The following is a 24671-nucleotide window of genomic DNA, read 5'->3' as shown; positions in this document are numbered from 1 at the left end:
CCTACGGGCCGGCCGGAGCCGACCCCGAGATCACTTGGTCGCGATCTTGTGACCGGCCAGGATCAGGTCCGGGTTCGGGATGTAGTCCTTGTTCAGCTCGTGCAGCTTCGCCCAGCCGCCCTCGACCTTGAGCTCGGACGCGATCTTGGACAGCGTGTCGCCGTCCTTGATCTCGTAGTCGCCGCCGGGGTTGCTGCTGGGCAGCGCCACCGGAGCGGACTGCTGGACCGGCGCGGGCGCGGCCTGCTGCTGCGGCTGCTGCTGCTGCTGAGGAGCGGCCTTGCGGGGCTGCGCGGGAGCCGGAGCGGCGGTGCGCTGCGGGGCGGGGGCAGCGGCGCCGCCACCCAGGCCCTTGGGCCCGCACACCGGCCACGCGTTGATGCCCTGCGACTGGAGCACGTTCTCGGCGACGCGGATCTGCTCCTCGCGGGAAGCCTGGTGGGGCATGCCGGAACCACCGTTGGAGGTCCACGTGCTGGGCAGGAACTGCAGCCCGCCGTAGTAGCCGTTGCCGGTGTTGATGTTCCAATCGCCACCACTCTCGCACGCGGCGACCGTGTCCCAGTTGACGCCGGAACCCTGCGCGTTCGCGGTTCCGGCGGCCAGGCCCAGCGGGGCGCCGACGATGACGCCGGCAACGGCGACCTTCGCGACGGTGCGGGCGGCGGCACTGACGGTCGGACGGTGCTTGCCTCGGTAAGAAGCCATTTCCCTCTCGCCCGCCACACCTGCACGACCGACTCGGGTTCGGGCCCGGTACGTCGATCAGTCCCTGTCCGGCGGTTTTCCTCGCTCGGGGTTGGTTGCCGGGGACGCTGGACAGGGCTCGGTGTGCTGCGTCCCGGATCTTGCTCGTGGTCGGTCGGGGCCAACCGAGAAGCGACCGTACGTAACCGGGAGCGCGTCTCCAAACGATCGGAGCCGTGATGCGCGTCACTGTAACGCTTTGAGGTGATCGCGCGAGATGGGCGTTTAGCCAGTTCAGGGCGTCGTTACCGTCTCGTTTCCGTTCCGAGATATACCGAGATGGATCACGTTAAGTGAGGTGTGGCTCACGCTGCTGACCCGCCTGGGTGCGGCCGTCAACCGCCGGCGAACGGCGGCAGCACGTCCAGTCGCGACCCCGACGACACCGGCGTGTCGCGGTCCCGGACCGCCACGCCGTCGAGCAGGAAGCTGCACGCCGCCAGCACCCGCCCGAGCCCGTCCCCGTGCCGCGAGCGCACCGCGTCGAGCACCCGCGCCACGGTCACCGCCCCGGGCAGCTCCAGGCTCTCGTCCGGCACCCCGGCCGCCGCCCGCGCGCCGGCGAAGTACCGCACCGTCAGCTGGACCACCTCATCCTCCGATCGCGCTCATCGGCCGGTCCGGCTGGTGGAAGCCGGCGTCGTTGATGCCGTGCCCGGCCGCCTTCGCCCACGAGTTCCCCCGCCACGCGCCGGCGATCTCCTCGTCCGACGCCCCGCCGCGCAGCAGCGCCCGCAGGTCCGTCTCGGTCCGGCTGAACAAGCAGTTGCGCACCTGCCCGTCGGCGGTCAGCCGGGTCCGGTCGCACGCCGCGCAGAACGGCCTGGTCACCGACGCGATCACGCCCACCACCGCCGGCCCGCCGTCCACCAGCCACCGCTCGGCGGGCGCGCCACCGCGCTCACCGGGTTCCGGCGTCAGCTCGAACGACGTGCGCAGCGCCGCCAGGATCTCCTCGGCGGTCACCATGTCGTCCCGGTGCCAGCCGTGCTGCGGGTCCAGCGGCATCTGCTCGATGAACCGCAGCTGGTAGCCGTGCTCCAGGCAGAACCGCAGCAGCGGCACGGCCTCGTCCTCGTTCACGCCCCGCATCAGCACCGAGTTGACCTTCACCGGCACCAGGCCGGCCTCGCGCGCGGCAGCCAGCCCCGCGAACACGTCGTCCAGGCGATCACGCCTGGTCAGGCTGTGGAAACGGGCCGGGTCCAGGGTGTCCAGCGAGACGTTCACCCGGTTCAGCCCGGCCGCCACCAGCGCGCCGGCGCGGCGCGCGAGGCTCACGCCGTTCGTGGTCATGGAGATCCGGGGCCGCGGCTCCAGCGCCGCCGTCGCCGCGATCACCTGCTCCAGGCCGGGCCGCAGCAGCGGCTCGCCGCCGGTGAACCGGATGTCGGTGACGCCCAGCCGGGTCACCGCGACCCCGATCAGCCGGGCCAGCTCGTCGTCGGTGAGCACCTCCGGCTTGGGCAGCCAGTCCAGCCCTTCCGCCGGCATGCAGTAGGTGCACCGCAGGTTGCAGCGGTCGGTCAACGACACCCGCAGGTCGGTGGCCACCCGGCCGAACCGGTCGACCAGCAGCGGTGAATCCGGCCGCGCGGACGCCTCTGGCGTGCCGCGCACGATCGGTAGTCCCAGCTCGACTGCTGTCACCCCTACCAGGGTAATGCTCCGACACTGATGGGTGCCGCCGCGAACGGGGTCGGCATGGTGGGACGGCACGGAGGAAGGTGCCTACCGAACTCTCTCACCGGCTAAATTACTTGACATGACGAGTGAGCACGACGTCCCCGCCGACGTGTTGGAGCGGTTCAGCTTCTACGCCCGCGAGAGCAGTGCGCTCACCATCCTGTTCCACAGCCGCGTGGCCGAGCAGATGGGCCTGTCGCCCACCGACGAGAAGTGCCTGGACCTGGCCATGCGCTCGGACGGCCCGATCACCGCGGGCCGCATCGCCGAGCTGTCCGGCCTGTCCACCGGCGCGGTCACCGGCGTCATCGACCGGCTGGAGAAGGCCGGGTACGTGCGCCGGGTGCGCGACCCGCACGACCGCCGCAAGGTGCTGGTCGAGGTCACCTTGGTGGACGACAGGTTCGGCCACCTGTTCACCGGCGCCCAGGAGACCCTCCGCGAGGTGTTGTCCCTGTTCACGCCCGATGAACGGGACGTGCTGGAGCGCTACAACAAGACCATGATCGAAACTTTCCGGAGACGCGTGATCGAGGCCTGAGCCGGCAGCATGGCGGCATGCCCGAGCAGTGGAACTACCTGATGGACATGGACGGCGTGCTCGTGCACGAAGAGCACCCGATCCCGGGTTCGAGCGAGTTCGTGGCCGAGCTGACCGCGAACGGCATCCCGTTCCTCGTGCTCACGAACAACTCCATCTACACGCCGCGCGACCTGCGGGCCCGGCTGTCCCGCACCGGCCTGGAGGTGCCGGAGACGGCGATCTGGACCTCCGCCCTGGCCACCGCCAGGTTCCTGGACTCGCAGCGGCCGGGCGGCTCGGCGTTCGTGATCGGTGAGGCCGGGCTGACCACCGCGCTGCACGAGATCGGCTACGTGCTGACCGACCGCGACCCGGACTACGTGGTGCTCGGCGAGACCCGCACGTACAGCTTCACGGCCATCACCAAGGCGATCCGGCTGGTGGAGGAGGGCGCGAAGTTCATCGCGACCAACCCCGACGCGACCGGTCCGTCCCGCGAGGGCTCGCTGCCCGCCACCGGCTCGATCGCGGCGCTGATCGAACGCGCCACCGGCCGCGAGCCGTACTACGTGGGCAAGCCGAACCCGCTGATGATGAGGTCGGCGCTGCGGGCGCTGGGCGCGCACTCGGCGAACACGCTGATGATCGGCGACCGGATGGACACCGACGTGCGGTCCGGGCTGGAGGCGGGCCTGCGCACGATCCTGGTGCTGACCGGCATCTCCGCCGAGACGACCGCCGAGCTGTACCCGTACCGGCCGACCCGGGTGGTCAAGTCGATCGCGGAGCTGGTCGGCAACTCCGCCGACCCCTTCCCCGACCAGGGCTGACCCCGAATTGTCGTACCCCCGGTCTACCGTCCGGGGGCATGGCAATCGATCACCTGGCAGTTCTGGAGCAGTACAGCGACTCGTTCACCGCGGCGGTGGAGGGGCACCTCGGCGAGAAGGTGCCCAGCTGTCCCGAGTGGACGGTCGACGACCTCGTCGCGCACCTGGCCGAGGTTCAGGCGTGGTGGATGTCCGCGCTGCTGGCCAAGGGCGGGTACCCGGACGAGGCCGCCGCGCGCAGGGCGGGCGACACCGGACCGGACCGGCTGGCGGGCTGGCGCGAGATCACCGCCAGGTACCAGGCGGTGCAGCGCACCTACCCGCCGGACGGACCGGTGTGGGTGTGGTGGAACGCGGCGGAGCAGGACCTCGGGGCGGCGCTGGCGTCCCGACAGGCGCACGAGGCCGTGGTGCACTGCTGGGACGCGCAGAACGCCGTCGGCACACCGGAGACGATCCCGGCCGAGCTGGCCGCCGACGGGGTGGACGAGTTCCTGGCGCGGTTCCTGCGCGGTCGCGAGTGGACACACGGCCCGGTGGTGGTCGAGCTCACCTCGACCGACACCGGGCAGACCTGGCGACTGGGCACAGTGGACGGCACGGGCAAACCGCACCGGCTCGCCGAAGGCGAGGGCACCCCCGACGCGACCGCGACCGGGACGGCGGAGCAGCTGTACCTAACGCTCTGGCGCAGGCTCCCCGCGGAAGAAGTGCCCGTCGCCGGCAACCGCGAGGCATTCGAGCGCGTCGTCGGTTGGCCCTCGCTCGACTGACGGCAGCCGGTTGAGCCGGTCCGCCATCCGCTCGGCCCGGTCCCGCACCAGCTCGCCCCGCCCGGACACCGGGCTGCCCGCGCCCGCCGCGGCTCCCAACCGGTCCAGCAGGTCGGCGTGCAGCCGAAGCCAGTCCACGTGCTCCCACGGCGTCAGCACACCGATGGCGACGGTCTCGGCCATCACCTCGTCCACCGCCAGCGCGATCCGTTCCAGGTGCTCCCTCATGCCGTGAGGATGGGCAATCGGACGGCCGCATCACGTGATCAGCCCCGAGTTCACCCCGGAGGGGGACGCCACACGACCCAACGACAGCCGGACCGGACGTGGCCGACCGGCCCAATCCGCACCCGCACTGATCCACTTCTACGCACCACGCGGCAACGTCGCTTATCGTCGCAACTGTGGAACGACCGCTGTTCGTGGTGGGCGACGTGCACGGGCACCTCGCCGAGCTGACCCGCGCCCTGCACGCCCGCGACCTCGTCGACGAGGCAGGCGACTGGACGGGTGGCGACGCGGAGCTGTGGTTCCTCGGCGACTTCGTGGACCGGGGCCCGGACGGCATCGGTGTCATCGAGTTCGTGATGCGCCTCGCGGAGCAGTCGTCGGGCCAGGTCAACGCGCTGATCGGCAACCACGAGGTGCTGCTGCTCGGCATGCACCGGTTCGGCGACGAGAACGTGCCGAACGCGCCCACGCCGCGCAGCTTCGCCCGCAGCTGGCTGCTCAACGGCGGTCTGCGCAGCGACCAGGACCGGCTCACCGATCGGCACATCGAGTGGCTGACCAGCCGCCCGGTGCTGCACCTGGTGGACGACCACCTGCTGATGCACTCCGACACGATGGCCTACCTGGAGTGGGGCACCACCATCGACGAGGTGAACGACGCCGTGCACGCCGTGCTGGAGGGGCACGACCTGGGCGCCTGGTGGGAGTGCTGGCGCAAGATGACGACCCGGTACGCGTTCCGGGGTGCCGACGGCGGTGCGGTCGCCGTCGAGCTGCTGGACGTGCTGGGCGGTGCCGAGGTGGTGCACGGGCACAGCGTCATCGCCGACCAGCTCGGCGTGCCGCCGGAGGAGATCGACGGGCCGCTGCGGTACGCCGACGACAAGGTGCTGGCGATCGACGCCGGCTTGTTCAGCGGCGGGCCGTGCCTGGTGGTGGAGCTGGACGACTCGGTCGTGCCCTGATCAGCGGTGCTCGATCCCTGGTGCTCGATCCCTGGTGCTCGATCCCTGGCGCTCGATCTCTGGCGCCCGATCGGCGGTGCCGATCGGCGGTGTGGTGACCAGCGTGCCCTGATCAGCGGTGCCCTGACCAGCGGTGTGGTGATCAGGGATGTCCTGAGGTGTCGCGTCCTCGGGTGCCGGTCCTGGCCGCCTTCGGTCGCTAGGGAGCGGGGACGATGGCCTTGCCCAGGGGCATCAGGGACACCGGGATCATCTTGAAGTTCGCCACGCCCAGCGGGATGCCGATGATCGTGATGCACAGCAGCACGCCGCTGACCAGGTGCCCGATCGCGAGCCAGAAGCCGGCGACCACGATCCAGATCACGTTGCCGATCAGCGACGGCGCGCCCGCCTCCGGGTTGTCCACCACGGTCCGCCCGAACGGCCACAGGGCGTAGTTGGCGATCCGGAACGCCGCCAGTCCCCACGGGATGGTGATGATCAGGATGCAGCAGATGATCCCGGTCAGCACGTATCCGATGGCGAGCCAGAACCCGCTCAGCACCAGCCATATCAGGTTCAGAATGATCCGCACCTCACCATCTTGCCCGACCGGCGGCTACGGCGGTGCGGTCATCGACGCGACCGGGTGGCGAGACGCTTCAGGTGAGCAGAGCGGTGGTCACCGTGACAACGGCGTGGACTCCGTCGTGGCGCGGGGTGAGCAGGTGGCTGATGATGATCCGGACGACGGTCTCGGCGATCAGCTCGGCCTGTTCGGCGGGCAGTGACGGCCAGTGCAGCCGGACGTGCTCCAGGAAGACGGCGGTGCCGGCGGTCAGGACGGGGTGTCCCCTGGTGGTCACCAGCGGCAGCATGTCCTCGGCGTGGGTGCCGCTGAGCACGGAGTTGGTCAGCGGGTCGCGGGAAGCCATGTCGAACACGAACTCGACCGCCGCCCGGACGGCCCCCAGCCGGTCGGGGGTGCCGGCGAGCCGTTCCCGGACGCCGTCCAGGAATTCCTCGGTCTTGTACTGGGCGACGGCTTGGACGATCCGCTCCTTGTTGCCGAACTCGTTGTAGACCGTCTGCCTGCTCACGCCGGCCCTGGTGGCGACGTCCGACATTCGCAACCTGCGGAAGCCGTGCGCCGCTAACAGGTCCGCTGCGGCTGAGAGCAGCGCGCGGGTGAGGTCCGTCACGGCCTCAGCTTTACACAGAGTGGCTTTTTGTAAAGCCCGTACAGTGCGCACGTGCCGCTGACCGTGGGATTCGACCTGGACATGACGCTCATCGACCCGCGGCCCGGCATGGCGGCGGTGATGGACGCGGTGGCGGCCGAATCCGGGTATCCACTCGACGGGGCGCACTTCGCGGCCAACCTCGGCCCGCCGCTGGACATGATCTACCGCGACTTCGGCGTGGCCGAGGAGGACATCCCGGACCTCATCGCCCGGTTCCGGCAGCTCTACCCGGCGATCGTGATTCCCGCGACGGTCGCGCTGCCGGGAGCGGCGCAATCGCTTGCGACGGTGCGCGAGCTGGGCGGCAGCACGGTGGTGGTGACCGGGAAGTACCGAGCAAACGCGGCACTGCACCTGGCTGCGTTCGGGTGGGAGGTGGACCACCTGTTCGGCGAGCTGTGGTCCACCGGGAAGGCCGAGGCGTTGAAGGCCCAGGGTGCCGCCGCCTACGTGGGTGACCACGTGGGGGACGTGCGTGGTGCTCGGGCGGCGGGCGCGGTGGCGGTGGCCGTGGTCAGCGGGCCTTGCTCGGCGGTCGAGTTGCGTGAAGAAGGCGCTGACGTGGTGTTCTCCTCGTTGGAGGAGTTCCCGGACTGGCTGCGGGAGAACGCCGCGAGGCTCGCCGAGGACAACCGGGTGGATCGCTGACCGCGGCTGACCGGCGGTCGGCCCGGCGATCGGACCCGGCTATCAGGTCGACGATCAGGCCCAACAATAGAGCCCGACGATCAGACCTGACGACCAACCGCAGGTCAGGCCCTGAATCAGGTCTCGGGACCAGGTCCCGGGACCAGGGCACCGGGGTCAGACGCGGCGGCGGGAGTTGCGCACGGCGCTGAACACGCCGAGTGCCAGGCCGGCGGGGGCCAGCAGCCAGCCGGCGGCGAACACCCAGGCCGGCAGGCCCTGTTCGCCGGCGATGAACATCGCGACGATTGCCGCGACGCCGAGCGTGAACAGGGCCACTCCCAGCGGCATCAGCTTCGAAGTCGACATGTGGTGAGCGTAGTCGCGGGGGTGGTCGCGCGATCGGAGGTGCCCCGACGGGGTACTTCTGGATAGTCTGGTGGGACGCGTCCTGGGCACGCCCGGGGCGCGTTCGTCGTGTGGTTGCAGAGGATTGGTGAGCGCGGTGCCGACCGGCAAGGTCAAGTGGTACGACTCGGAAAAGGGCTTCGGCTTCGTTACCCAGGACGGTGGCGAGGACGTGTACGTGCGGAAATCCGCGCTGCCTCCGGGCGTCGAGGGCCTCAAGGCCGGACAGCGCATCGAGTTCGGCATGGCCGAGGGGCGACGCGGTCCGCAGGCCCTGTCCGTGCGGCTGATCGACCCCGCGCCCTCGGTGGCCGAGGCGCGGCGGCGGCCCGCCGAGGAGCTGCACGGCCTGATCGAGGACATGATCAAGCTGTTGGAGGTCAAGGTGCAGCCCGAGCTGCGGCGCGGGCGGTACCCGGAGCGCAAGAACACCAAGCTGATCGCGGACGTGGTCCGCGCGGTGGCCCGGGAGCTCGACCCGTAGAGGGCTCCGATCCGAAGAGGGCCTCGATCCGCGAGCGCGCCGGAGGTCAGCTGCGGTCGTCCACGGACAGGATCCAGGTCCCCCGGGCCACGAAGTCGAAGGCGCCGGTGGTGCTGCTCTCGATCCGGGAGCCGTACTGCTGGACCTCGACGCTCTCCAGCTGGTCGTCCCGGTTCGGCAGCACGAGGGTGTAGGCGTACTTCGGGTCTCGTTCGGTGAAGAGCTTGCTGCGCAGCGGTTCCTGCGGCTCGCCCTTGGCGTTGCGGTAGGTGAACTTCACCGACCAGGCGGTGGTGGCCAGCTCGCCGGGTACCGAGATCTGCACCGGTCTGCCCGGCCGGACGCGGAGCACGCCCGCCGCCCGGGTGTCGACCTCGCAGTTCTCCGACTTGACGTCGCAGTACTGGGACGGCTGGACGTTGATCGCCTTCCCGTCCGCGTAGAACGTCACCTCGGGGTCCTGCGGGGCGGCGCACGCCGCCAGGACCGGGAGCAGCAGGAACGGCAGTACTCGGCGCACGGGCAGCCAGCCTACGGGGTGACCGCGGTGGTGCGGATCGGGCGGTCGCCGCCCAGGCCCGGGATGAGGGTGCTGCCCCGGCGGGAGAGGATGGTCTGCGCCAGGCCGCAGGCCAGCAGGCCGGACAGCACGGTGAAGCCGATCCAGTACTCGGTGGGCAGCAGGACGCCCAGCGCGCCGCCGAACACCCAGCCCAGCTGGAGGATGGTCTCGGAGCGGCCGAACGCGGAGGCCCTGGACTCCTCCGGCAGGTCGTCCTGGATCACGGCGTCGAGGCTGACCTTGGCCAGCGAGCTGGCCGTCGCGCCGATGAGGCCAACGGTCGCCGCGGTGATCAGGCCGGGCAGGATGGCGGCGAGGATGGTCGCGGCCAGGGCCGCGCCCAGGCAGCCGATGATCACCTGGTCCGGTGCGCCGAACTGGAGCCTGGCGCCCACCGCGTTGCCCAGGAAGCTGCCGATGCCGGCCGCGCCCGCGATGACGCCGAGCAGCAGCAGCTGCATGAACGCGTCGCCCTCGGTCTGGGCCCGGACCACGAAGGCGGCGAACAGCATCAGGAAACCGGTGAGCATCCGGATCGCTCCGTTGCCCCAGAGGGAGACCACGACGGTGCGGCCGAGCGGTTGGCGCTTCGGCTTCTGCGGTCGGGCTCGCAGGGAGGTCGGCACCTCGCCTTCGGTGACCTCCACCCACGACGGGATGCGCAGGCACAGGACCGCGTTCGCCAGGCACAGGACGGCCGTGAACCAGAGCGCGCCGGGTGAGCCGAACAGGTTGGCGAAGCCCGCCGCCACCAGGCCGAAGACGCCGCCGGCGGCCAGGCCGAAGACGGTCATCCGCGCGTTGGTCTTGGACAGGGTGATGTCCGGCGGCAGCACGCGCGGGGTGATGGCGGCCTTGAGCACGGTGAACGACTTCGACAGGACCATGCTGCCCAGGGCCGCCGGGTAGAGGCCCCAGTTGTCGAAGTTCATCGCCATGACGATGGCCAGCACGACCCGCAGGACGCAGGACGCGGCCAGGGCGATGCGCCTGCCGTGCTGGATGCGGTCCAGGGCCGGGCCGATGACGGGGGCCACCAACGCGAACGGGGCCACCGTGATCAGCAGGTACAGGGCGACCTTGGCCTTGCTCTCGCCGGTGGCGGCGGAGAAGAACAGGGTGTTCGCCAGGGCCACGGCCATCGCCGCGTCGGCGGCGTAGTTCATCATCACCGCGTACGTCAGCGACGACAGGCCGGACTGCTTCGCGCCGTCCGCGTGGGCCGCCTTCCGGAACGCCGCCACCGCCTGGCCGCCGAGTTGCCGGGTCCGCCACAGCGCCACCCGGGTGACGGTGAGCTTCTTCGGCATGGTCGGGGCGGTGGGGCGTTCGTCGGCCGGAGGCGGCGCCTGCGGGGGCGGCGGCGGTGGCGGGGGAGGCCCTTGGGTCGGGTACGGCCGGGTGCGCGGCTTGTACTCGTCGTCTTCCCACGGGTACCGCCGCGACGGGTCTTCCGGCCGTTGACGCGTCACAGCGTCAATCCTGCCTCACCGACACCGCGCTGTCTCAGACATTGCTACCGGTGAGCACGGTGGCGATGGTTTCGCCCGGGATGTCGTGGACGGCGATCGCGGCCAGCCCGGTCGCGCCCGCCGGTTCCAGGACCAGGCCGAGGGTGCGAAGGGCTACGGCGGTCGCGTTCCGGATCGCGTCGTCGTCGACGAGGACGATGTCGTCCACGAGTTCACGCAGGCGTGGGACGGCTTCCGGAACGGGCACGCGGACCGCGATGCCGTCGGCGATCGTGTGCACCGGACCGGTGTACGTCCTGCCTGCCCAGGCCCGTGCCACGGCCGGTGCGCCGGACGCGCAGACGCCGACGACGCGGGTGCCCGGCGAGTGCTCCTTGAGCCACCGGGCCATGCCGGTGATCAGGGCTCCGTCGCCGACCGGGATGACCGCCGTGTCGATCTCCAGGCCCGATCGCAGCAGTTCCACGGCGATGCTGCCCGCGCCTTCGGTGATCGCCGGCTCGCGGCCGTCCTCGATGAAAACCGCGTCGGTGCGCCCGGCGTGTTGCCTGGCGGCTTCCTTGGCCCCGGTGAAGTCGGCGGCCACCTCGAACACCGTCGCGCCCAGGGCGCGCATCCGGGTGATCTTGTCCGGGACGGCGGCGTCCGACACGAACACCTCCACCGGGAAACCGTGGTTGCGGCCCGCGTAGGCGAGGGCTTGGCCGAAGTTGCCGGCGGACGCGCACACGACGGTCTGCCCGATCGGCAGCGACGTGGCGAGGAAGTCGGCGCCCCGGCCCTTGAAGCTGCGCAGCGGGTTCGCCGTCTCGACCTTGACCAGGACCCGCCTGGCGAGTTCGGCGCACAGCTGCTCGTCCACGTACTGCGGGGTGTCGCGGAACACCGGATCGATGGTCTTCGCCGCTCGGGCGATGTTCTCCAGGTTGATGTCCACGGCTCGACGGTAGATCGGCGCGGCGTGGCGGCGATTGAAAGTTCTCCCGCCGAAGCGCAAGATTTTTGCGTGGACGACCTCGATCGACGGCTGCTCGACCAGCTCCAGCGGGACGCGGGGCAGACCCTGCACGAGTTGGGCGAGCTGGTCGGGTTGTCCGCGAGCGCGGTGCAGCGGCGGATCACCCGCTACCGCGCGTCGGGGCTGCTGACCAGGGAGATCGCCGTGCTGGACGCGGCGAAGCTGGGCGGGATGCTGTTCGTCGTGCTGGTCGCGCTGGAACGCGAGTCGCACGAGCACCACCGGCGGTTCGCCGAGCGGATGCGGGGCACGCCCGAGGTGCAGCAGTGCTACGAGCTGGCCGGGCGGTGGGACTACCTGGTCGTGCTGTCGACCTCGGACATGGCGCGCTGCCGCGAGCTGGGCGACGAGCTGTTCCAGCGGGACGACAACGTGCAGCGGTACGAGACGATGCCGGTGTTCGACGCGGTGAAGACCGGGCTCGCGGTCAGCCTGTCCTGAACCGGACGCGGAAGATCGTCGGCCAGTTCTTGCCGGTGACCAGGAACTCGTCGGTGCCCGGCACGGCCGCGATGCCGTTGAGCACGTCGGACTTCGGCACGTCGGCCGGGCGCAGCGGGCTGAGGTCGACGGTGGCCAGCACGTCCCCGCTGTTCGGGTCGATCTGCACCACCTCGTCGGACTGCCACAGGTTGGCCCACACCCGGCCGCCGACGCACTCCAGCTCGTTGATCCGGACCAGCGGGATGCCGTTGCGCTTGACGGTGACCCGCCCGGTCTCGTCGAACGTCTCGGGGTCGCGGAACCGCAGCTCCTCGGTGCCGTCGCTCATCACCAGCCGGCCGCCGTCCCGGCACAGTCCCCAGCCCTCGCCGTCGTACGTGACGCGCTTCACCTCGGCCAGCGTCTCCCGGTCCCGCCGGATGGCGATGCCGTCCCGCCAGGTGATCTGCCAGATGTGGGCACCGACCACGGTCACCCCCTCGCCGAACAGCGGCGACGGCAGCTCGACCTGCTGCTTCACCTCTCCGGTGGTCGGGTCCAGGCGGCGCAGCTCCGACTGGCCCTCCAGGCCCGTGCCCTCGTAGAGCACACCGTCGACCAGCTCCAGGCCCTGGGTGAACGCCGAGGTGTCGTGCGGGATCGTGCCCAGCACTTCCACGCCCTTGCGGGGCTGCTCCGGTCCGCTCGGAGGGGTGGTGCACGCCGCCGACGCGACCACGACAAGAGCAATCAGGAGCCACCGCACGTCCAAAAGGGTGGCACGTGTGCACGAGCCTGCGCAGACGTGCGGCACAATTCACCTGTGACCGCCACGCCGACCCAGCAGTCCGATCCAGTGCACGCCGATCCGGTACTCGTCGATGCCGGGGCGGTTTCGCTCGCGCGTGCCGCCGCGCAGGAGGAGGCCGGCTCCGAACCCGTCGGCGACCACGTGGGTGTGCTCGCCGAGGACGAGGTATCGGTCACCCACCTGTTCGAGGCCGAGCGCGCCGGCTACCGGGGCTGGAACTGGGCGGTGACCGTCGCGAACGCGGGTCCGGGCACCCCCGTCTCGGTCTCCGAGGTCGTGCTGCTGCCCGGTCAGGACGCGCTGGTCGCGCCGGACTGGGTGCCGTGGCACGAACGGGTCCGCGCGGGCGACCTGGGCGTCGGCGACCTGCTGCCGCCCCGGGAGGACGACCCGAGGCTCGCCCCCGGCTACGTCGGCTCCGACGACCCGGCGGTCGAGGAGGTCGCGCTGGAGGTCGGCCTCGGCCGCGTGCACGTGCTGTCCCGGGAGGGCGTGCTCGACGCCGCGGCCCGCTGGCAGGCCGGCGACTTCGGCCCGCGCAGCGACATGGCCCGCAGCGCACCCGCGACCTGCGGCACGTGCGGCTTCTACCAGCGCGTGGCCGGCTCCCTGGGCGCGGCGTTCGGCGTGTGCGCGAACGAGCTGACGCCGGCCGACGGCCACGTGGTGCACGTCGAGTACGGCTGCGGCGCGCACTCCGAGGTCGAGGTGGAGAACATCTCGGCCGTACCGGTCGCCGACGTGGTCTACGACGACGCCATCCTCGACGTCGAGGCGAACGCGGTGGACCCGGCACCCGAGTCCGGTCAGTGAGCCGCGACCCGTTCGGCACGGAGGCGCTGCGCGAGTCGGTCCTGGCGGCCTGGCGGGGTTCGCCCACCCGCTTCCGCGAGGACGCCAACGCCGAGGAAGACCTGCGGCTGGGTGGCTACCGCGACCGCCTGCTGGTGGAGCTGGCGCAGAACGCCTCCGACGCCGCCGGCGACACGCCCGGCGTGCTCCGGCTGTCCGTTGTGGACGGTGAGCTGCGTGCGGCGAACACCGGCGCGCCGCTGACCGCGTCCGGCGTGGCGGCACTGGCGTCCCTGCGCGCGTCCGCCAAGTCCGCGGACACCGTGGGCCAGTTCGGCGTCGGCTTCGCGGCCGTGCTGGCGGTGACCGACGCGCCCCGGGTCGTCTCGACCTCGGGCGGCGTCCTGTTCTCCGCCTCCCGCACCAGGCAGGCCGTGCCGGAACTGGCCTCCGCGCGCGGCGGCGACGTCCCGGTGCTCCGCCTCGTGTGGCCGACCGACGAGGCCGACCTGCCCACCGGCTTCGACACCGAGGTCCGGCTACCGCTCAAGGTCGACGCCGCGCCCCTGCTGGCCGAGTTCGCCGAACAGGTCCCCGACCTGCTGCTGGCGCTCCCCGGTCTGCGACGGGTGGAGGTCGGCGCCGACGCCTGGGAACGCACGGACGACGACGACGTCGTCGTGCTGACCGGTCCCGCCGGCTCGGCGAGGTGGCGCGTGCACCGGGTGGGCGGCGAACTGCCGTCGACCCTCGTGCAAGGCGTCGAGTCGCGTCCGCAGTGGACGGTCTGCTGGGCCTGGCCGATGGACGAACCGCTCACCGGCGACGTCCTGCACGCCCCCACGCCCACCGACGAGAAGATGTCACTGCCGGCACGCCTGATCGCCACCCTGCCGGTGGAACCCTCACGCCGCCGGATCCTGGCGGGCACGGCCGCGACCTACGTCCTGGACCAGGCCGCCCGGGCGTACCCGGACCTGGTGGCGGCTCTGCCCGCGATCGAACGCACCTCGCTGGTGCCACTCCCGGGCTTCCCGCTGTCCGAAGTGGACGGTGTGCTCCGCGAGGGTATCCTTTCCGCCCTGCGCAAGGCTTCCTGGCTCCCCCTGGCCAGCGGCGACTGGACCGCTCCCACGACCGCGAAGGTGTTGGACGCGCCCTCGGAAGACCTGGTGGAGCTGCTGGAGGACGTGGTCCCCGGCCTCCTGGACGCCGAACTGACCCACCCGGAACACGCGAAAGCGCTGGCGGCCCTGGAAGTTCCCAGGATGCCCGTCTCCGAGGTGGTGGAAGCCCTGGCCGGGGTGGGCGGCGACCCCGAGTGGTGGCACCAGGTCTACGAGGCGCTGTCCCCGTTGGCGGACGTGGACTCCACCGCCCGGGAGGACATGGGCGGTCTGCCCGTGCCCTTGGCGGACGGACGCCTGGTCAGCTCCCCGCGAGGCGTGCTGATCCTCTCCTCCGACATCCACGTCGAACTGTCCGGGATGCGGATCGCCCACCCGGAAGCCGCCCACCCACTGCTGCTGCGCCTGGGCGCGACCGAAGCCGGCCCGTCCGAACTGCTGGACTCGGACGCGGTGCGCGAGGCCGTCCACCGAAGCCTGGACGACCCGGCGATGGACGGCCCGGACCTGGTCCGGACCGTGCTGTCGCTGGTCGGGCAAGCCGGTGGGCGTCCGTGGTTGGGAGAACTGGCGCTCCCCGACACGTCCGGCGAATGGCGAAGGGCGGACGAACTGGCCCTCCCCGACTCGGCACTCCTGTCGGTCCTCGAACCGGATGCGCCCATCAGCGTCCTGCACGAGTCGGTGGCCACCGAATGGCCCCGGTCGGTGCTCACCGCGGTAGGTGTCATGGACGGCTTCACGGTCGTGGAGGACGACACCCCCACCGAACCCGACCACGACCTGGCTGACGAGGGCTACTGGTGGGACGGCGCCGACGAGCCCCCGACCCGGGTCCTGGGCATCCGAGACCTGGACCTGGTCGCCCGCGACAAGTGGCCCGACGCCCTGCGCATGATGGCCGCCGACCCGACGACGTGGCGCGCGGTGACCGAACCCGACGGCTACACCGCCTGGTGGCTGGCCAGGTACGCGACGATCCAAGGCGCACCGCTGAACTCCTGGCGCCTCCCCGGCGCCACCGGACTGGACGGCCTCTACGACGTGGTGCCGGACGTGGACCTACCACCTCACGTCCTGGCTGCCGCCGGCGTGCGAACGTCCCTCGCCGTGCTGGACGAGGACGACGTGACAGACCTGCTGGCCCGCCTCGGCGACCCGAAGCGCACCCTGTCCGATGCCCTGGTCCTGCGAGTGCACGCGGCCTTGGCGGAAGTCGCCGACTCCGTCAGCGTCGAACCACCGGACCGGGTGCGAGCCCTGACCGGCGAGGCCGTACCGGCCGACGACGTCGTAGTGCTCGACCTGCCCTGGCTCCTGGGCGTACTGCCGGGTTCGCAGGTGCTGGCAGCCGAGGGCTCGGCAGAGGTCTTGGCGGAACTGCTGGCGCTCCCGCTGGCGTCCGAGGAGATCACCGGAGAAGTCGCGGACGAGGGCGACGAAGTCGTGTGGGCTGAGCTGGGTGCGGTACGACTCGCCTGCGACCTGCTGGGCGTCGACCTGCCGACAACCCCGGTCATCGTGCACGACAACCTGACCGTCACCTCCGAAGGCGAAGACCACGAGGTCTCGTGGTGGGTGGCCGACGGCATCCCGCACGCCTCCGACACCCCGGAAGGTCTGGCCCGAGCCCTGGCCTGGGCAACCAACCGCTGGCCCGACCGCCACACCTTCGCAGCCCTGATAACCGACCCGACCCCCACCGTGCTGCTCGGCTAACCCCGAGCCCCACCGAACCGCCTCGCCACTCAGGCTCGCGTCAGCGCGCACCTGCCCATGGACCGCGCGCTCCGCGCACACCTGCGGTTCGGCTGCGCGCACGCGCGCACCCCTGCCCCTGCGTGTCATCCCCGTATGGCCTGCGCGCCAGCGAACCGCATGTGTCAAGGGCAGATCGATCGCGCGACCACCGCACACGCTTCACGATCTGCCCTTGACGCATGTGGTTGTCTCCGACCAGGTCATACGGGGATGACACGCAGACCACCGCCCTTCAAGGCTCGAAGAGCTTTGAAGGGCTTTTGTGGAGATCCTTGGCGGTCTGCCCGTCCGGCGAGGACGCTTTTACGCTCGTAGACCCCAAGCCACTGAATCCACCCGAGGCCACGCTTCGCAGGCGTCCCCTCGAAGTGAACGCCCCCGACACACACCCAACCACGGGGGTACGACAATCCCGGCGCGCGAACCTGAGACCGGCCTGCGAACCTGAGGCCGCCCGCGCAAGCACAGCCCACCTCACCCGACCAACCGCCGCCTGCCTCGACCAACCCTGCCGCGACGACCCCTGCCGCGACGACCCCCGCCGCGACCAACCCTGCCTCGACCGCTGCCTTACTCGACCAACCCCTGCTGAGCCGTCCGCGACCCCCTCCGAGCGGCTGATCGCTGCCATCGGAAAATGCCGTACCCGATGACCCCCAACCCCCCACCCGTCAGACAAGTCCACAACAGAGTCGTCTCGGCCCGAAAGAAGATCAACACCACCAGGAACGCGACGATCCACAACCCCGTACCCGCCGCGATAGCGGGCACCGGGTCGGCCAGTCGAGCCGGCAGAGCCGGCGGGGCGGGCAACGATTGGGTCTGTTCGGCCACGTCAGGCAGGCTACCTGCCGGAAACACCACCCCACCGCCCACCGACACCCGCCAGCACCCCACCCCGCCTCAACTCCACCCAACCCCAACCCCAACCCCCAACCCCAACACCCACCCTCACCCCAACACCCACCCCCACCCCCACCCCAAGGGAGACGAGACAGCCATGAAGACCGGCCTGGACGGCTTCTTCAAAATCTCCGAACGAGGCTCCACCGTCGGTCGGGAAGTACGTGGCGGGCTGGTCACGTTCGTGACGATGGCCTACATCGTCGTGCTCAACCCCCTGGTCCTGGGCAGCTTCGCGGCCGACGACCCGTCCGCCAAGACCGACGTCGCGGGCGCGATCCTGCCCGTACCGCAGGTGGCCGCGGTCACCGCGCTGGTCGCCGGCGTGATGACCATCCTGTTCGGACTGGTCGCCAACTACCCCTTCGCGCTGGCCACCGGCCTGGGGATCAACTCCTTCGTGGCCGTCACCATGGCCCAGCAGATGACGTGGCCGGAGGCGATGGGCCTGGTCGTGGTCAACGGGGTGGTGGTCCTCCTCCTCGTCGTCACGGGCGTCCGCACCGCGGTCTTCAACGCCGTCCCGGCGGAGCTCAAGGCGGCGATCGCGGTCGGCATCGGGTTGTTCATCTGCTTCATCGGCCTGGTCGACGCCGGGTTCGTGCGGCGCATCCCGGACGAGGCGGGCACGACCGTCCCGGTCGGGCTGGGCATCAACGGGTCCATCGCGTCCTGGCCGACGCTGATCTTCGTGGTCGGCCTCGTGCTCACCGGCATCCTGGTCGCCCGCAAGGTCAAGGGCGCGATCCTGATCGGCGTGCTCACCTCCACCGTGCTGGCCATCGTGATCGAGGCGATCGCCAAGGCCGGACCGTCGAAGGGCACGAACGCGAAGGGCTGGAACCTCGGCTACCCGGCGCTCCCGGACCAGGTCCTCGGCCTGCCGGACCTGTCCCTCCTCGGCGACGTGTCGCTCGGCGCGTGGACCCGCGTGCCCGCCCTCACCGCCGCCCTCCTGGTGTTCACCCTGGTCCTGACCGATTTCTTCGACACCGTGGGCACGATGACCGGTCTCGGCAAGGAGGCCGGGCTGATCGGCAAGGACGGCCAACTGCCGAACGTCAGCAAGGCGCTGTTCGTGGACGGTGTCGGCGCGGTGGCCGGCGGAGCCGCGTCCAGCTCGTCCAACACCGTCTACATCGAGTCGGCGGCGGGCATCGCGGAGGGCGCGCGGACGGGCCTGGCGAACGTCGTGACCGGTCTCCTCTTCATCGCCGCCATGTTCCTCACCCCGCTGTACTCGATCGTGCCGGTCGAAGCCGCCGCCCCGGCCCTGGTGATCGTCGGCGCGCTGATGATCGTGCAGATCAGGGAAATCGACTTCACCGACTTCTCGGTCGCCCTGCCCGCGTTCCTGACCATCGTGGTCATGCCGTTCACCTACTCGATCGCCAACGGCATCGGCGCCGGTTTCGTCAGCTACGTGCTGCTGCGCGCGATGACCGGCCGGGCGCGCAGCGTGCACCCGCTGATGTGGGTGGTGGCCGGCGCGTTCGTCGTCTACTTCGCCATCGAACCCATCCGATCCGCCCTGGCCGGCTGAGCCGAAATCCAGAACGCTTACCCCGAATCCAGGACGACCGAGCCGGCCGGCGGGGACACCGGGCGGTACCAGCGCAGCTCGACGGGTACCCCGACACCCGGCCGGACCCCTGGTCGGACAACCGCATGGGCAAGTTCACACGATGGGTGCAGAGATCGTGAGGTATGCTAACTACGTGGCGGAGACCGACGCGGAACGGGGACTGGCCAGCCGGCTGAGGCTGGCCGTGGTCCGGCTGACCCGAAGGCTCCGCGCGCAGCGGATCAACTCCGCGCTCTCGCTCACCCAGGTCTCCGCGCTGTCCACGCTGCACAAGTGCGGACCGCTGACGCCGGGCGAGCTGGCCGCCAAGGAAGGCGTCCAGCCCCCGTCCATGACCAGGGTGATCGCGGCGCTGGAGGAGTACGGCTTCGCGACCCGCCGCCCCCACCCCACGGACGGCCGCCAGGCCATCGTGGAGCTGAGCGAAGCGGGCATCGGCTACATAAACGAAGAGGTGTCGGCCCGCGAGGCGTGGCTGGACAAGCGGCTGGCCGAGCTGACACCGGAGGAACGGGGCGTGCTGTCGCGCGCCGCCGAGATAATCGACAGGATGGCGGGGCAGTAACGGGTGCCGGCGTACGCGGGTGGTGCGGAGTCCGATCAGCTCGATCGTGGCAAGCCCCTACCCGCATCGCCGGAAACGCCACCCGAGCAGCCACCCGAGCAGCTACCCGGGAAGCCGGCCGAGCAGCCGCCCGGTAAGTCACCCGAGCAGCCGCCCGGTAAGCCGTCCAAGAACCGCATGTTCGGTTCCCTCCGCGTCCGCAACTACCGCCTCTACGCCTCCGGTCAGGTCGTCTCCCTGGTCGGCCTCTGGATGCAGCGGGTCGCCCAGGACTGGCTCGTCCTGGAACTGTCCGACGGCTCCCCGGTGGCCCTCGGCATCGCCGCGGCCCTGCAGTTCGCACCCACCCTCTTCCTCTCCCTCTGGGCCGGCGTCCTCGCCGACCGCATGGACAAGCGCAAGCTGCTGCTCTTCCTGGAGACCGGCCTCGGCCTCTGCGCGCTGACCCTCGGCCTGCTCGACGTCACGGGCGTGGCCCAGCTGTGGCACGTCTACCTGCTGTGCCTGCTGCTCGGCGCGGTCTCCGCGGTGGAAACGCCGGTGCGGCAGTCGTTCGTGGTCGAGATGGTCGGCCGCGACCAGCTCACCAACGCCGTCGCGCTGAACTCCATGACGTTCAACCTGGCCCGCATGGTCGGCCCGGCGGTGGCCGGCGGCATGATCATCGTGGTCGGCACCGGCTGGGTGTTCCTGATCAACGCGCTCAGCTTCGTCGGCGTCATCACCGGCCTGTTCCTGATGAACGCCAAGCAGCTGCACCGGGGCGAGCCGGTGCCCCGCGAGAAGGGCCAGCTCCGGGAGGGCCTGCGCTACGTCCGGCACCGCCCCGACCTGGTGATCCTGCTCGTCCTGGTGTTCTTCATCAGCACGTTCGGCCTGAACTTCTACGTGACCCTCGCGGTCCTCGCCCGCAACACCTTCGGCGGTGACGCCGACGCGTACGGCCTGCTGTCGACCCTGCTGGCCGTCGGCACCCTGGCCGGCGCGACCCTCGCGGCGAAGCGCAGCGCCAAGGGCAAGCCGCGGCTGCGCCTGCTGATCCTCGGCGCCCTCGCGTTCGGCGTGCTGGAGATCGCCGCCGGGCTGATGCCGTCGATCTGGCTGGTCGGCGCGACGCTGATCCCGGTGGGCATCGCGATGATGACCTTCACGACCACCGCGAACGCCACCGTGCAGCTGGCCGTCTCGCCGGACATGCGCGGCCGGGTGATGGGCCTGTACATGCTGGTCTTCCTGGGCGGCAACCCGGTGGGCGGCCCGGTGATGGGCTGGCTCGCCGAGCACTTCACCGCCCGCGCGCCGCTCGTGGTCGGCGGGGTGGTCTCCATCATCGCGGCCCTGGTCGGCGGGATCGTGCTGGCCAGGCGCGGCGGCCTGAGACTGCCCACCCACCGCCTGGGTCTGCGCAAGCGCGCCCGCGTCTGACCGGATCCCCGCGTCTGATCAGATTCCCGTGTGGTCATCGCAACGGACTGGGTTCGGCTGCTCGTCGTCTGCGTGCTCTTCACCGCCGCCGCGGGCGCGGTCCTCCGGTGGGGTGGCCTCGCGTCACCCGGACCGGTGGTCAAAGCAGCCCTGCGGGCAACCGCCCAACTGGCCGCCGTCTCGGCCGTCATCACGGCCGTCCTGGCGTCCCTGCCGCTCACCACGGGGTTCCTGCTCCTCATGGCGGGCGTGGCCACCGGCACGTCCGCCGCCCGCACGAAGACCGGGCGCAAGGGCGTCTGGGTGGGCCTGGCGATCCTGGTCGGCACGGTCCCCGCGATCGCCGCCCTGGTCCTCACCGGCCTGGTGCCGCTGAACGGCATCGCCCTGGTCCCGGTGGGCGGCATCCTGATCGGCGGCGCGATGACCGCGACCACGCTGTCCGTCCGCCGAGCCCTGGACACCCTCCACGACCGCCACGGCGAGTACGAGGCCGCGCTGGCGCTCGGCTTCACCGAACCGGTGGCCGTGCGCGAGCTGATCAGGCGACCCGCGGCCGAAGCCCTCCTCCCGGCGCTGGACCAGACCCGGACCGTCGGCCTGGTGACGCTGCCCGGCGCGTTCGTGGGGATGCTCCTCGGCGGCGCACCGGTCTGGCAGGCCGGCGCGCTCCAACTGGTCGTCCTGTTGGGACTCCTCGCCGTGGAGACGGCCGCCATCGCCACGGTGGTGGAACTCGTGGCACGAGGGCTGGTACGTAGGACTTCCCAAGCAACAGAAGTTAGGCTAGCCTAACCGTCGTCGCTTCGTGGTGGGAGCGGCAGTCAGTTCGGGAACAGACGAGGCCCCGCCACCCGGTCGTACCACCGGGTGGCGGGGCCTCGTCGTGTCGGCGGTGAGGGCTTTGTCGGAGCATCCACCACCGAGTCCGGGGGTCAGCGGGGCATCACCGAGCGGGCAGCTGGAGACCGTTCTGCCCGGCGCGCGCCGCCTCGAAGCGGGCGTTCACGTCGTCCCAGTTCACGACGTTCCACAGCGCGGAGATGTAGTCCGCCTTCAGGTTGCGGTACTGCAGGTAGTACGCGTGCTCCCAGATGTCGAACACCAGCAGCGGCGTGGTCGCGATCGACAGGTTCGAGTGGTGGTCCTTGAGCTGCTGGGTGATCAGCCGCTGCCCGACCGGCTCCCACGCGAGGATGCCCCAGCCGGAACCCTGGATGGTGGACGCGGCGGCGGTGAGCTGCGCGCGCAGCTTGTCGAACGAGCCGAAATGCTCGTCCACGGCGGCGGCCAGCTCGCCGACCGGCTTGTCGCCGCCGTTGGGCGACAGGTTCTTCCACCACACCTGGTGCAGCGCGTGACCGGCCAGGTGGAAGGCCAGCGTGGTCTCCAGGCCGACGATCGAGCCGAAGGAGTTCTTGTCCCGCGCCTCGGCGATCTGCTCGATCGTGTCGTTCGCGCCCTTGACGTAGGCGGCGTGGTGCTTGCTGTGGTGCAGCTCGTTGATCTCGCCGATGATCGCCGGTTCGAGGGCGCCGTAGTCGTAGTCGAGATCCGGCAGCACGTACTGGGCCATGACCATCCCCTCGTTGCAACTCTTTAGTACTTGCAATCTACTTGCAACTAGCCCGGTCGGAAACTGGGGTGCTGATCACAGGAGTTCTTGCGAGGATCGGGAATGTGCCCGCACTGACAGCCCGGAACGTGTCGCTGTCGTTCGGTCCCAGGACCGTTCTCCAGGAGGTAGACCTCGATGTCCACGCTGGTCAGCGCATAGGGCTGAGCGCGCCGAACGGGGTCGGCAAGTCCAGCCTGCTGCGCGTGCTCGCGGGCGAGATCGAGCCCGACGAGGGCACCGTCACCGCCTCCGGCACCGTCGCCCACCTCACCCAGGAGACGACGATCGAGCCGGGCGAGTCGCTGCGCGCCCACCTGGCGGGACGCACCGGCGTGGCGCGGGCCGTGCGGCGGTTCGAAGAGGCCGCCGAAGCCCTCGCGACCGGCCGACCGGGTGCCGACGACGCCTACGTGCGGGCCTTCGACCACTGGACCGCCGTCGGCGCGGCCGACTTCGACGAACGGGCCGACGAGGTCTGCGAACGGCTCGGCCTGCCCGCGAACCTGCTGGACCGGCGGCGCCCGCTGTCCGGCGGCCAGTCGGCCCGGCTGAGGCTGGCGTCGGTGCTGCTGGTGCGCGCCGACGTGCTGCTGCTCGACGAGCCGACCAACGACCTGGACGCGGCCGGCCTGGACCTGCTGGAGTCCCACGTGCCGGCGAGCAGGGCGGCGGTGGTCCTGGTCAGCCACGACCGGGAGTTCCTGGCGAGGACCACCACGGCGGTCGCCGAACTGGACGAGTTCACCCACCGCCTCACGCTGTTCGGCGGCGGCTGGGACGCCTACGTCGCGGAGCAGGCCCGCGCGAGGAGCCGGGCGCGCGAGGAGTACGAGGCGTACGCCGCCAAGCGGGACAGCCTCGCCCAGCGCGCGCAGCAGACCCGCGAGTGGTCCAAGGCGGGCGTGCGGCGCAACGCGAAGTCCGACGAGAGCGACAAGAACATCAAGTTCGCCCGCAAGCAGGGCGCGGAGAACACCGCCGCCAAAGCGTCCACAGTGGACCGTGCCCTGGACCGGCTGGACGAGGTCGAGGAGCCCCGCGAACCGTGGGAACTCCGCCTCACCCTGCCCACCGCCGGCCGGGGCAGCCAGGTCGCCTTCACGTTGCGCGACGCGGTGGTGAGCCGAGGAGACGTCACGCTCGGCCCGATCGACCTGACCATCGGCGCGGGCGAGCGCTGGCGCATCACCGGCCCCAACGGTGCCGGCAAGTCGACCCTGCTGGCCGCGCTGCTCGGTCGCCTGCCGCTGCGGGAGGGCGACCGCAGCCAGGGGGCGTCGGTGGTGGTGGGCGAGGTCGACCAGGTGCGGGCGTCGTTCGCCACCGACACGCCGGCCCTGACCGTGGTCGCCGAGGCCACCGGGCTGTCCGACGTGGAGGTGCGGACCCTGCTCGCGAAGTTCCGGGTGGGGGCGGACGCCGTGCTGCGACCGGCCGCCTCCCTCTCGCCGGGCGAGCGCACCAGGGCGGGGCTGGCCGTCCTCCAGGCACGGGGGACCACCTGCCTGGTGCTGGACGAACCCACCAACCACCTGGACGTGGCCGCCATCGAACAGCTCGAACGGGCACTGGAGACCTACGAGGGAACCCTGCTGCTGGTGACCCACGACCGCAGGCTCGCCGACGCAGTGGGGGTTGACCACACGCTGGACGTGCGGACCCTGGCAAGATGACGCCATGGGCACCGAGGAGGAATGGCCGATCGAGCAGACGTGGTCACTGCGCAACACGCACTGGCACGCCTACGTCGAACACACGTCCCTCGACCACGCCTCCCCGCGCCAGGAACGCCTGGAACGCACCCCGGAAGAGGTCCTGACCACGCCGGCCGAGGTGGCGGCGTGGCTGGAGGTCAACCTGCGCAGCGCGACCAAGCCGGAGGAGGCGGGCAAGAAGCGCACCAAGGACGAGCGCGACTTCTCCGACTCCAACCGCGTGCACGCGTCCCTGGCCTCGGCGGGCGAGTCGATCTACACCGGCGTCAAGGGAATGCTCACCCTCGCGGTGGAGGCCGTGACGCCGGACGAGTGCCGCAGCTCCCACGACGGAGCCGACGTGGCTCCCCTGAAGGCGGGCCGACGCCGCTGAACGGACCGCGTGTCGTCCCCGGGT

At 70.9% G+C, this 24671-nt stretch carries 28 protein-coding genes; 15 read left to right on the top strand and 13 right to left on the bottom strand.

Features of this window, described 5'->3' with window-relative positions; all coding sequences use genetic code 11:
- Window positions 1-30: 30 nt before the first annotated feature.
- The 3 genes from FHS29_RS15425 to moaA all read right to left on the bottom strand — a co-directional run bounded on the left by FHS29_RS15425 (window position 31) and on the right by moaA (window position 2397).
- Window positions 31-708 carry a LysM peptidoglycan-binding domain-containing protein gene (locus FHS29_RS15425; RefSeq protein ID WP_184691321.1) on the bottom strand — a complete coding sequence of 226 codons (678 nt, stop codon included), beginning with the start codon at window positions 706-708 and terminating at the stop codon, window positions 31-33.
- 374 nt (window positions 709-1082) lie between these two features.
- Window positions 1083-1337: a MoaD/ThiS family protein gene (locus FHS29_RS15420; protein WP_184691320.1), complete on the bottom strand. Its 255-nt coding sequence runs from the start codon at window positions 1335-1337 to the stop codon at window positions 1083-1085.
- Between the two features lies 1 nt (window position 1338).
- Window positions 1339-2397, bottom strand: a complete 1059-nt coding sequence (moaA, locus tag FHS29_RS15415; RefSeq protein WP_184691319.1) for a GTP 3',8-cyclase MoaA — start codon at window positions 2395-2397, stop codon at window positions 1339-1341.
- A gap of 115 nt (window positions 2398-2512) precedes the next feature.
- Here moaA and FHS29_RS15410 point away from each other — a divergent pair, with 115 nt between their 5' ends.
- Genes FHS29_RS15410 through FHS29_RS15400 form a run of 3 tightly spaced genes read left to right on the top strand, consistent with a single transcriptional unit; the run spans window position 2513 to window position 4559 of the window.
- Window positions 2513-2974, top strand: coding sequence for a MarR family winged helix-turn-helix transcriptional regulator (locus tag FHS29_RS15410; RefSeq protein WP_184691318.1), 462 nt, complete (start codon window positions 2513-2515; stop codon window positions 2972-2974).
- Window positions 2975-2991: 17 nt separating this feature from the next.
- Window positions 2992-3786: an HAD-IIA family hydrolase gene (locus FHS29_RS15405; RefSeq protein ID WP_184691317.1), complete on the top strand. Its 795-nt coding sequence runs from the start codon at window positions 2992-2994 to the stop codon at window positions 3784-3786.
- A 38-nt stretch (window positions 3787-3824) separates the two neighbouring features.
- Window positions 3825-4559: a maleylpyruvate isomerase family mycothiol-dependent enzyme gene (locus FHS29_RS15400; RefSeq protein WP_184691316.1), complete on the top strand. Its 735-nt coding sequence runs from the start codon at window positions 3825-3827 to the stop codon at window positions 4557-4559.
- Here FHS29_RS15400 and FHS29_RS15395 read toward each other — a convergent pair.
- Window positions 4464-4787, bottom strand: coding sequence for a hypothetical protein (locus tag FHS29_RS15395; protein ID WP_184691315.1), 324 nt, complete (start codon window positions 4785-4787; stop codon window positions 4464-4466). The two genes, FHS29_RS15400 and FHS29_RS15395, sit on opposite strands and share 96 nt — an antisense overlap.
- A 176-nt stretch (window positions 4788-4963) precedes the next feature.
- On the opposite strand from FHS29_RS15395, the gene FHS29_RS15390 reads away from it, so the two are divergent.
- The gene (locus FHS29_RS15390; RefSeq protein ID WP_184691314.1) at window positions 4964-5755 is read left to right on the top strand and encodes a metallophosphoesterase; all 792 of its coding nucleotides are present in this window, start codon (window positions 4964-4966) and stop codon (window positions 5753-5755) included.
- A gap of 199 nt (window positions 5756-5954) precedes the next feature.
- Here the strand turns inward: FHS29_RS15390 and FHS29_RS15385 are convergent, their stop codons facing one another.
- Window positions 5955-6329: a YccF domain-containing protein gene (locus tag FHS29_RS15385; protein ID WP_184691313.1), complete on the bottom strand. Its 375-nt coding sequence runs from the start codon at window positions 6327-6329 to the stop codon at window positions 5955-5957.
- 67 nt (window positions 6330-6396) lie between these two features.
- Window positions 6397-6936 (bottom strand): TetR/AcrR family transcriptional regulator, encoded by a 540-nt coding sequence (locus FHS29_RS15380; RefSeq protein WP_184691312.1) that lies wholly within the window; start codon window positions 6934-6936, stop codon window positions 6397-6399.
- Between the two features lie 51 nt (window positions 6937-6987).
- Here FHS29_RS15380 and FHS29_RS15375 point away from each other — a divergent pair, with 51 nt between their 5' ends.
- The gene (locus FHS29_RS15375) at window positions 6988-7626 is read left to right on the top strand and encodes an HAD family hydrolase (RefSeq protein ID WP_184691311.1); all 639 of its coding nucleotides are present in this window, start codon (window positions 6988-6990) and stop codon (window positions 7624-7626) included.
- A gap of 156 nt (window positions 7627-7782) precedes the next feature.
- Here the strand turns inward: FHS29_RS15375 and FHS29_RS15370 are convergent, their stop codons facing one another.
- Entirely contained in the window at window positions 7783-7974 is a 192-nt protein-coding gene (locus tag FHS29_RS15370; RefSeq protein ID WP_184691310.1) for a hypothetical protein, read from the bottom strand.
- Between the two features lie 136 nt (window positions 7975-8110).
- Between FHS29_RS15370 and FHS29_RS15365 the strand changes: the two genes are divergently transcribed.
- Window positions 8111-8497, top strand: a complete 387-nt coding sequence (locus FHS29_RS15365; RefSeq protein ID WP_184691535.1) for a cold-shock protein — start codon at window positions 8111-8113, stop codon at window positions 8495-8497.
- A gap of 46 nt (window positions 8498-8543) precedes the next feature.
- Here FHS29_RS15365 and FHS29_RS15360 read toward each other — a convergent pair whose 3' ends face one another.
- From FHS29_RS15360 to FHS29_RS15350, 3 genes are read right to left on the bottom strand one after another with little or no spacing between them, the layout of a single operon-like run.
- Window positions 8544-9017, bottom strand: a complete 474-nt coding sequence (locus FHS29_RS15360) for a DUF2771 family protein (protein ID WP_184691309.1) — start codon at window positions 9015-9017, stop codon at window positions 8544-8546.
- 11 nt (window positions 9018-9028) lie between these two features.
- The gene (locus tag FHS29_RS15355; protein WP_184691308.1) at window positions 9029-10531 is read right to left on the bottom strand and encodes an MFS transporter; all 1503 of its coding nucleotides are present in this window, start codon (window positions 10529-10531) and stop codon (window positions 9029-9031) included.
- A gap of 34 nt (window positions 10532-10565) precedes the next feature.
- Complete coding sequence (locus FHS29_RS15350) at window positions 10566-11468, bottom strand: threonine ammonia-lyase (RefSeq protein ID WP_184691307.1); 903 nt, start codon at window positions 11466-11468, stop codon at window positions 10566-10568.
- A gap of 69 nt (window positions 11469-11537) precedes the next feature.
- On the opposite strand from FHS29_RS15350, the gene FHS29_RS15345 reads away from it, so the two are divergent.
- The gene (locus FHS29_RS15345) at window positions 11538-11990 is read left to right on the top strand and encodes an Lrp/AsnC family transcriptional regulator (protein ID WP_312864923.1); all 453 of its coding nucleotides are present in this window, start codon (window positions 11538-11540) and stop codon (window positions 11988-11990) included.
- Here the strand turns inward: FHS29_RS15345 and FHS29_RS15340 are convergent.
- Window positions 11977-12738 (bottom strand): glutaminyl-peptide cyclotransferase, encoded by a 762-nt coding sequence (locus FHS29_RS15340; protein WP_312864922.1) that lies wholly within the window; start codon window positions 12736-12738, stop codon window positions 11977-11979. The genes FHS29_RS15345 and FHS29_RS15340 overlap by 14 nt on opposite strands.
- Window positions 12739-12795: 57 nt before the next feature.
- On the opposite strand from FHS29_RS15340, the gene FHS29_RS15335 reads away from it, so the two are divergent.
- The gene (locus FHS29_RS15335) at window positions 12796-13596 is read left to right on the top strand and encodes a DUF3027 domain-containing protein (RefSeq protein ID WP_312864921.1); all 801 of its coding nucleotides are present in this window, start codon (window positions 12796-12798) and stop codon (window positions 13594-13596) included.
- Entirely contained in the window at window positions 13593-16421 is a 2829-nt protein-coding gene (locus FHS29_RS15330) for a sacsin N-terminal ATP-binding-like domain-containing protein (protein WP_184691303.1), read from the top strand. Before FHS29_RS15335 ends, FHS29_RS15330 begins: the two co-directional genes overlap by 4 nt.
- Before the next feature lie 612 nt (window positions 16422-17033).
- Here FHS29_RS15330 and FHS29_RS15325 read toward each other — a convergent pair.
- The gene (locus FHS29_RS15325) at window positions 17034-17297 is read right to left on the bottom strand and encodes a DUF2530 domain-containing protein (RefSeq protein ID WP_312864920.1); all 264 of its coding nucleotides are present in this window, start codon (window positions 17295-17297) and stop codon (window positions 17034-17036) included.
- A gap of 166 nt (window positions 17298-17463) precedes the next feature.
- On the opposite strand from FHS29_RS15325, the gene FHS29_RS15320 reads away from it, so the two are divergent.
- From FHS29_RS15320 to FHS29_RS15305, 4 genes are all read left to right on the top strand, one after another.
- Window positions 17464-18909, top strand: a complete 1446-nt coding sequence (locus FHS29_RS15320; RefSeq protein ID WP_184691302.1) for an NCS2 family permease — start codon at window positions 17464-17466, stop codon at window positions 18907-18909.
- A 142-nt stretch (window positions 18910-19051) separates the two neighbouring features.
- Window positions 19052-19516, top strand: coding sequence for a MarR family winged helix-turn-helix transcriptional regulator (locus tag FHS29_RS15315; protein ID WP_184691301.1), 465 nt, complete (start codon window positions 19052-19054; stop codon window positions 19514-19516).
- Between the two features lie 3 nt (window positions 19517-19519).
- Window positions 19520-20941: an MFS transporter gene (locus tag FHS29_RS15310; RefSeq protein WP_376774433.1), complete on the top strand. Its 1422-nt coding sequence runs from the start codon at window positions 19520-19522 to the stop codon at window positions 20939-20941.
- 30 nt (window positions 20942-20971) lie between these two features.
- The gene (locus FHS29_RS15305; RefSeq protein ID WP_312864919.1) at window positions 20972-21736 is read left to right on the top strand and encodes an ABC transporter permease; all 765 of its coding nucleotides are present in this window, start codon (window positions 20972-20974) and stop codon (window positions 21734-21736) included.
- Window positions 21737-21887: 151 nt separating this feature from the next.
- Here FHS29_RS15305 and FHS29_RS15300 read toward each other — a convergent pair whose 3' ends face one another.
- Window positions 21888-22517, bottom strand: coding sequence for a superoxide dismutase (locus FHS29_RS15300; protein ID WP_184691299.1), 630 nt, complete (start codon window positions 22515-22517; stop codon window positions 21888-21890).
- A 104-nt stretch (window positions 22518-22621) separates the two neighbouring features.
- On the opposite strand from FHS29_RS15300, the gene FHS29_RS15295 reads away from it, so the two are divergent.
- Together FHS29_RS15295 and FHS29_RS15290 are read left to right on the top strand one after the other, a co-directional pair.
- Complete coding sequence (locus tag FHS29_RS15295; RefSeq protein WP_184691298.1) at window positions 22622-24232, top strand: ABC-F family ATP-binding cassette domain-containing protein; 1611 nt, start codon at window positions 22622-22624, stop codon at window positions 24230-24232.
- Window positions 24233-24236: 4 nt separating this feature from the next.
- Window positions 24237-24647: a hypothetical protein gene (locus tag FHS29_RS15290; protein WP_184691297.1), complete on the top strand. Its 411-nt coding sequence runs from the start codon at window positions 24237-24239 to the stop codon at window positions 24645-24647.
- The last annotated feature ends 24 nt before the right edge of the window (window positions 24648-24671 follow it).

The sequence above is a fragment of the Saccharothrix tamanrassetensis genome, from assembly GCF_014203665.1.
Taxonomy (GTDB): domain Bacteria; phylum Actinomycetota; class Actinomycetes; order Mycobacteriales; family Pseudonocardiaceae; genus Actinosynnema; species Actinosynnema tamanrassetense.
Note: the sequence above shows the minus strand (reverse complement) of the source record. Positions and strands in the feature narration are given on the sequence as shown.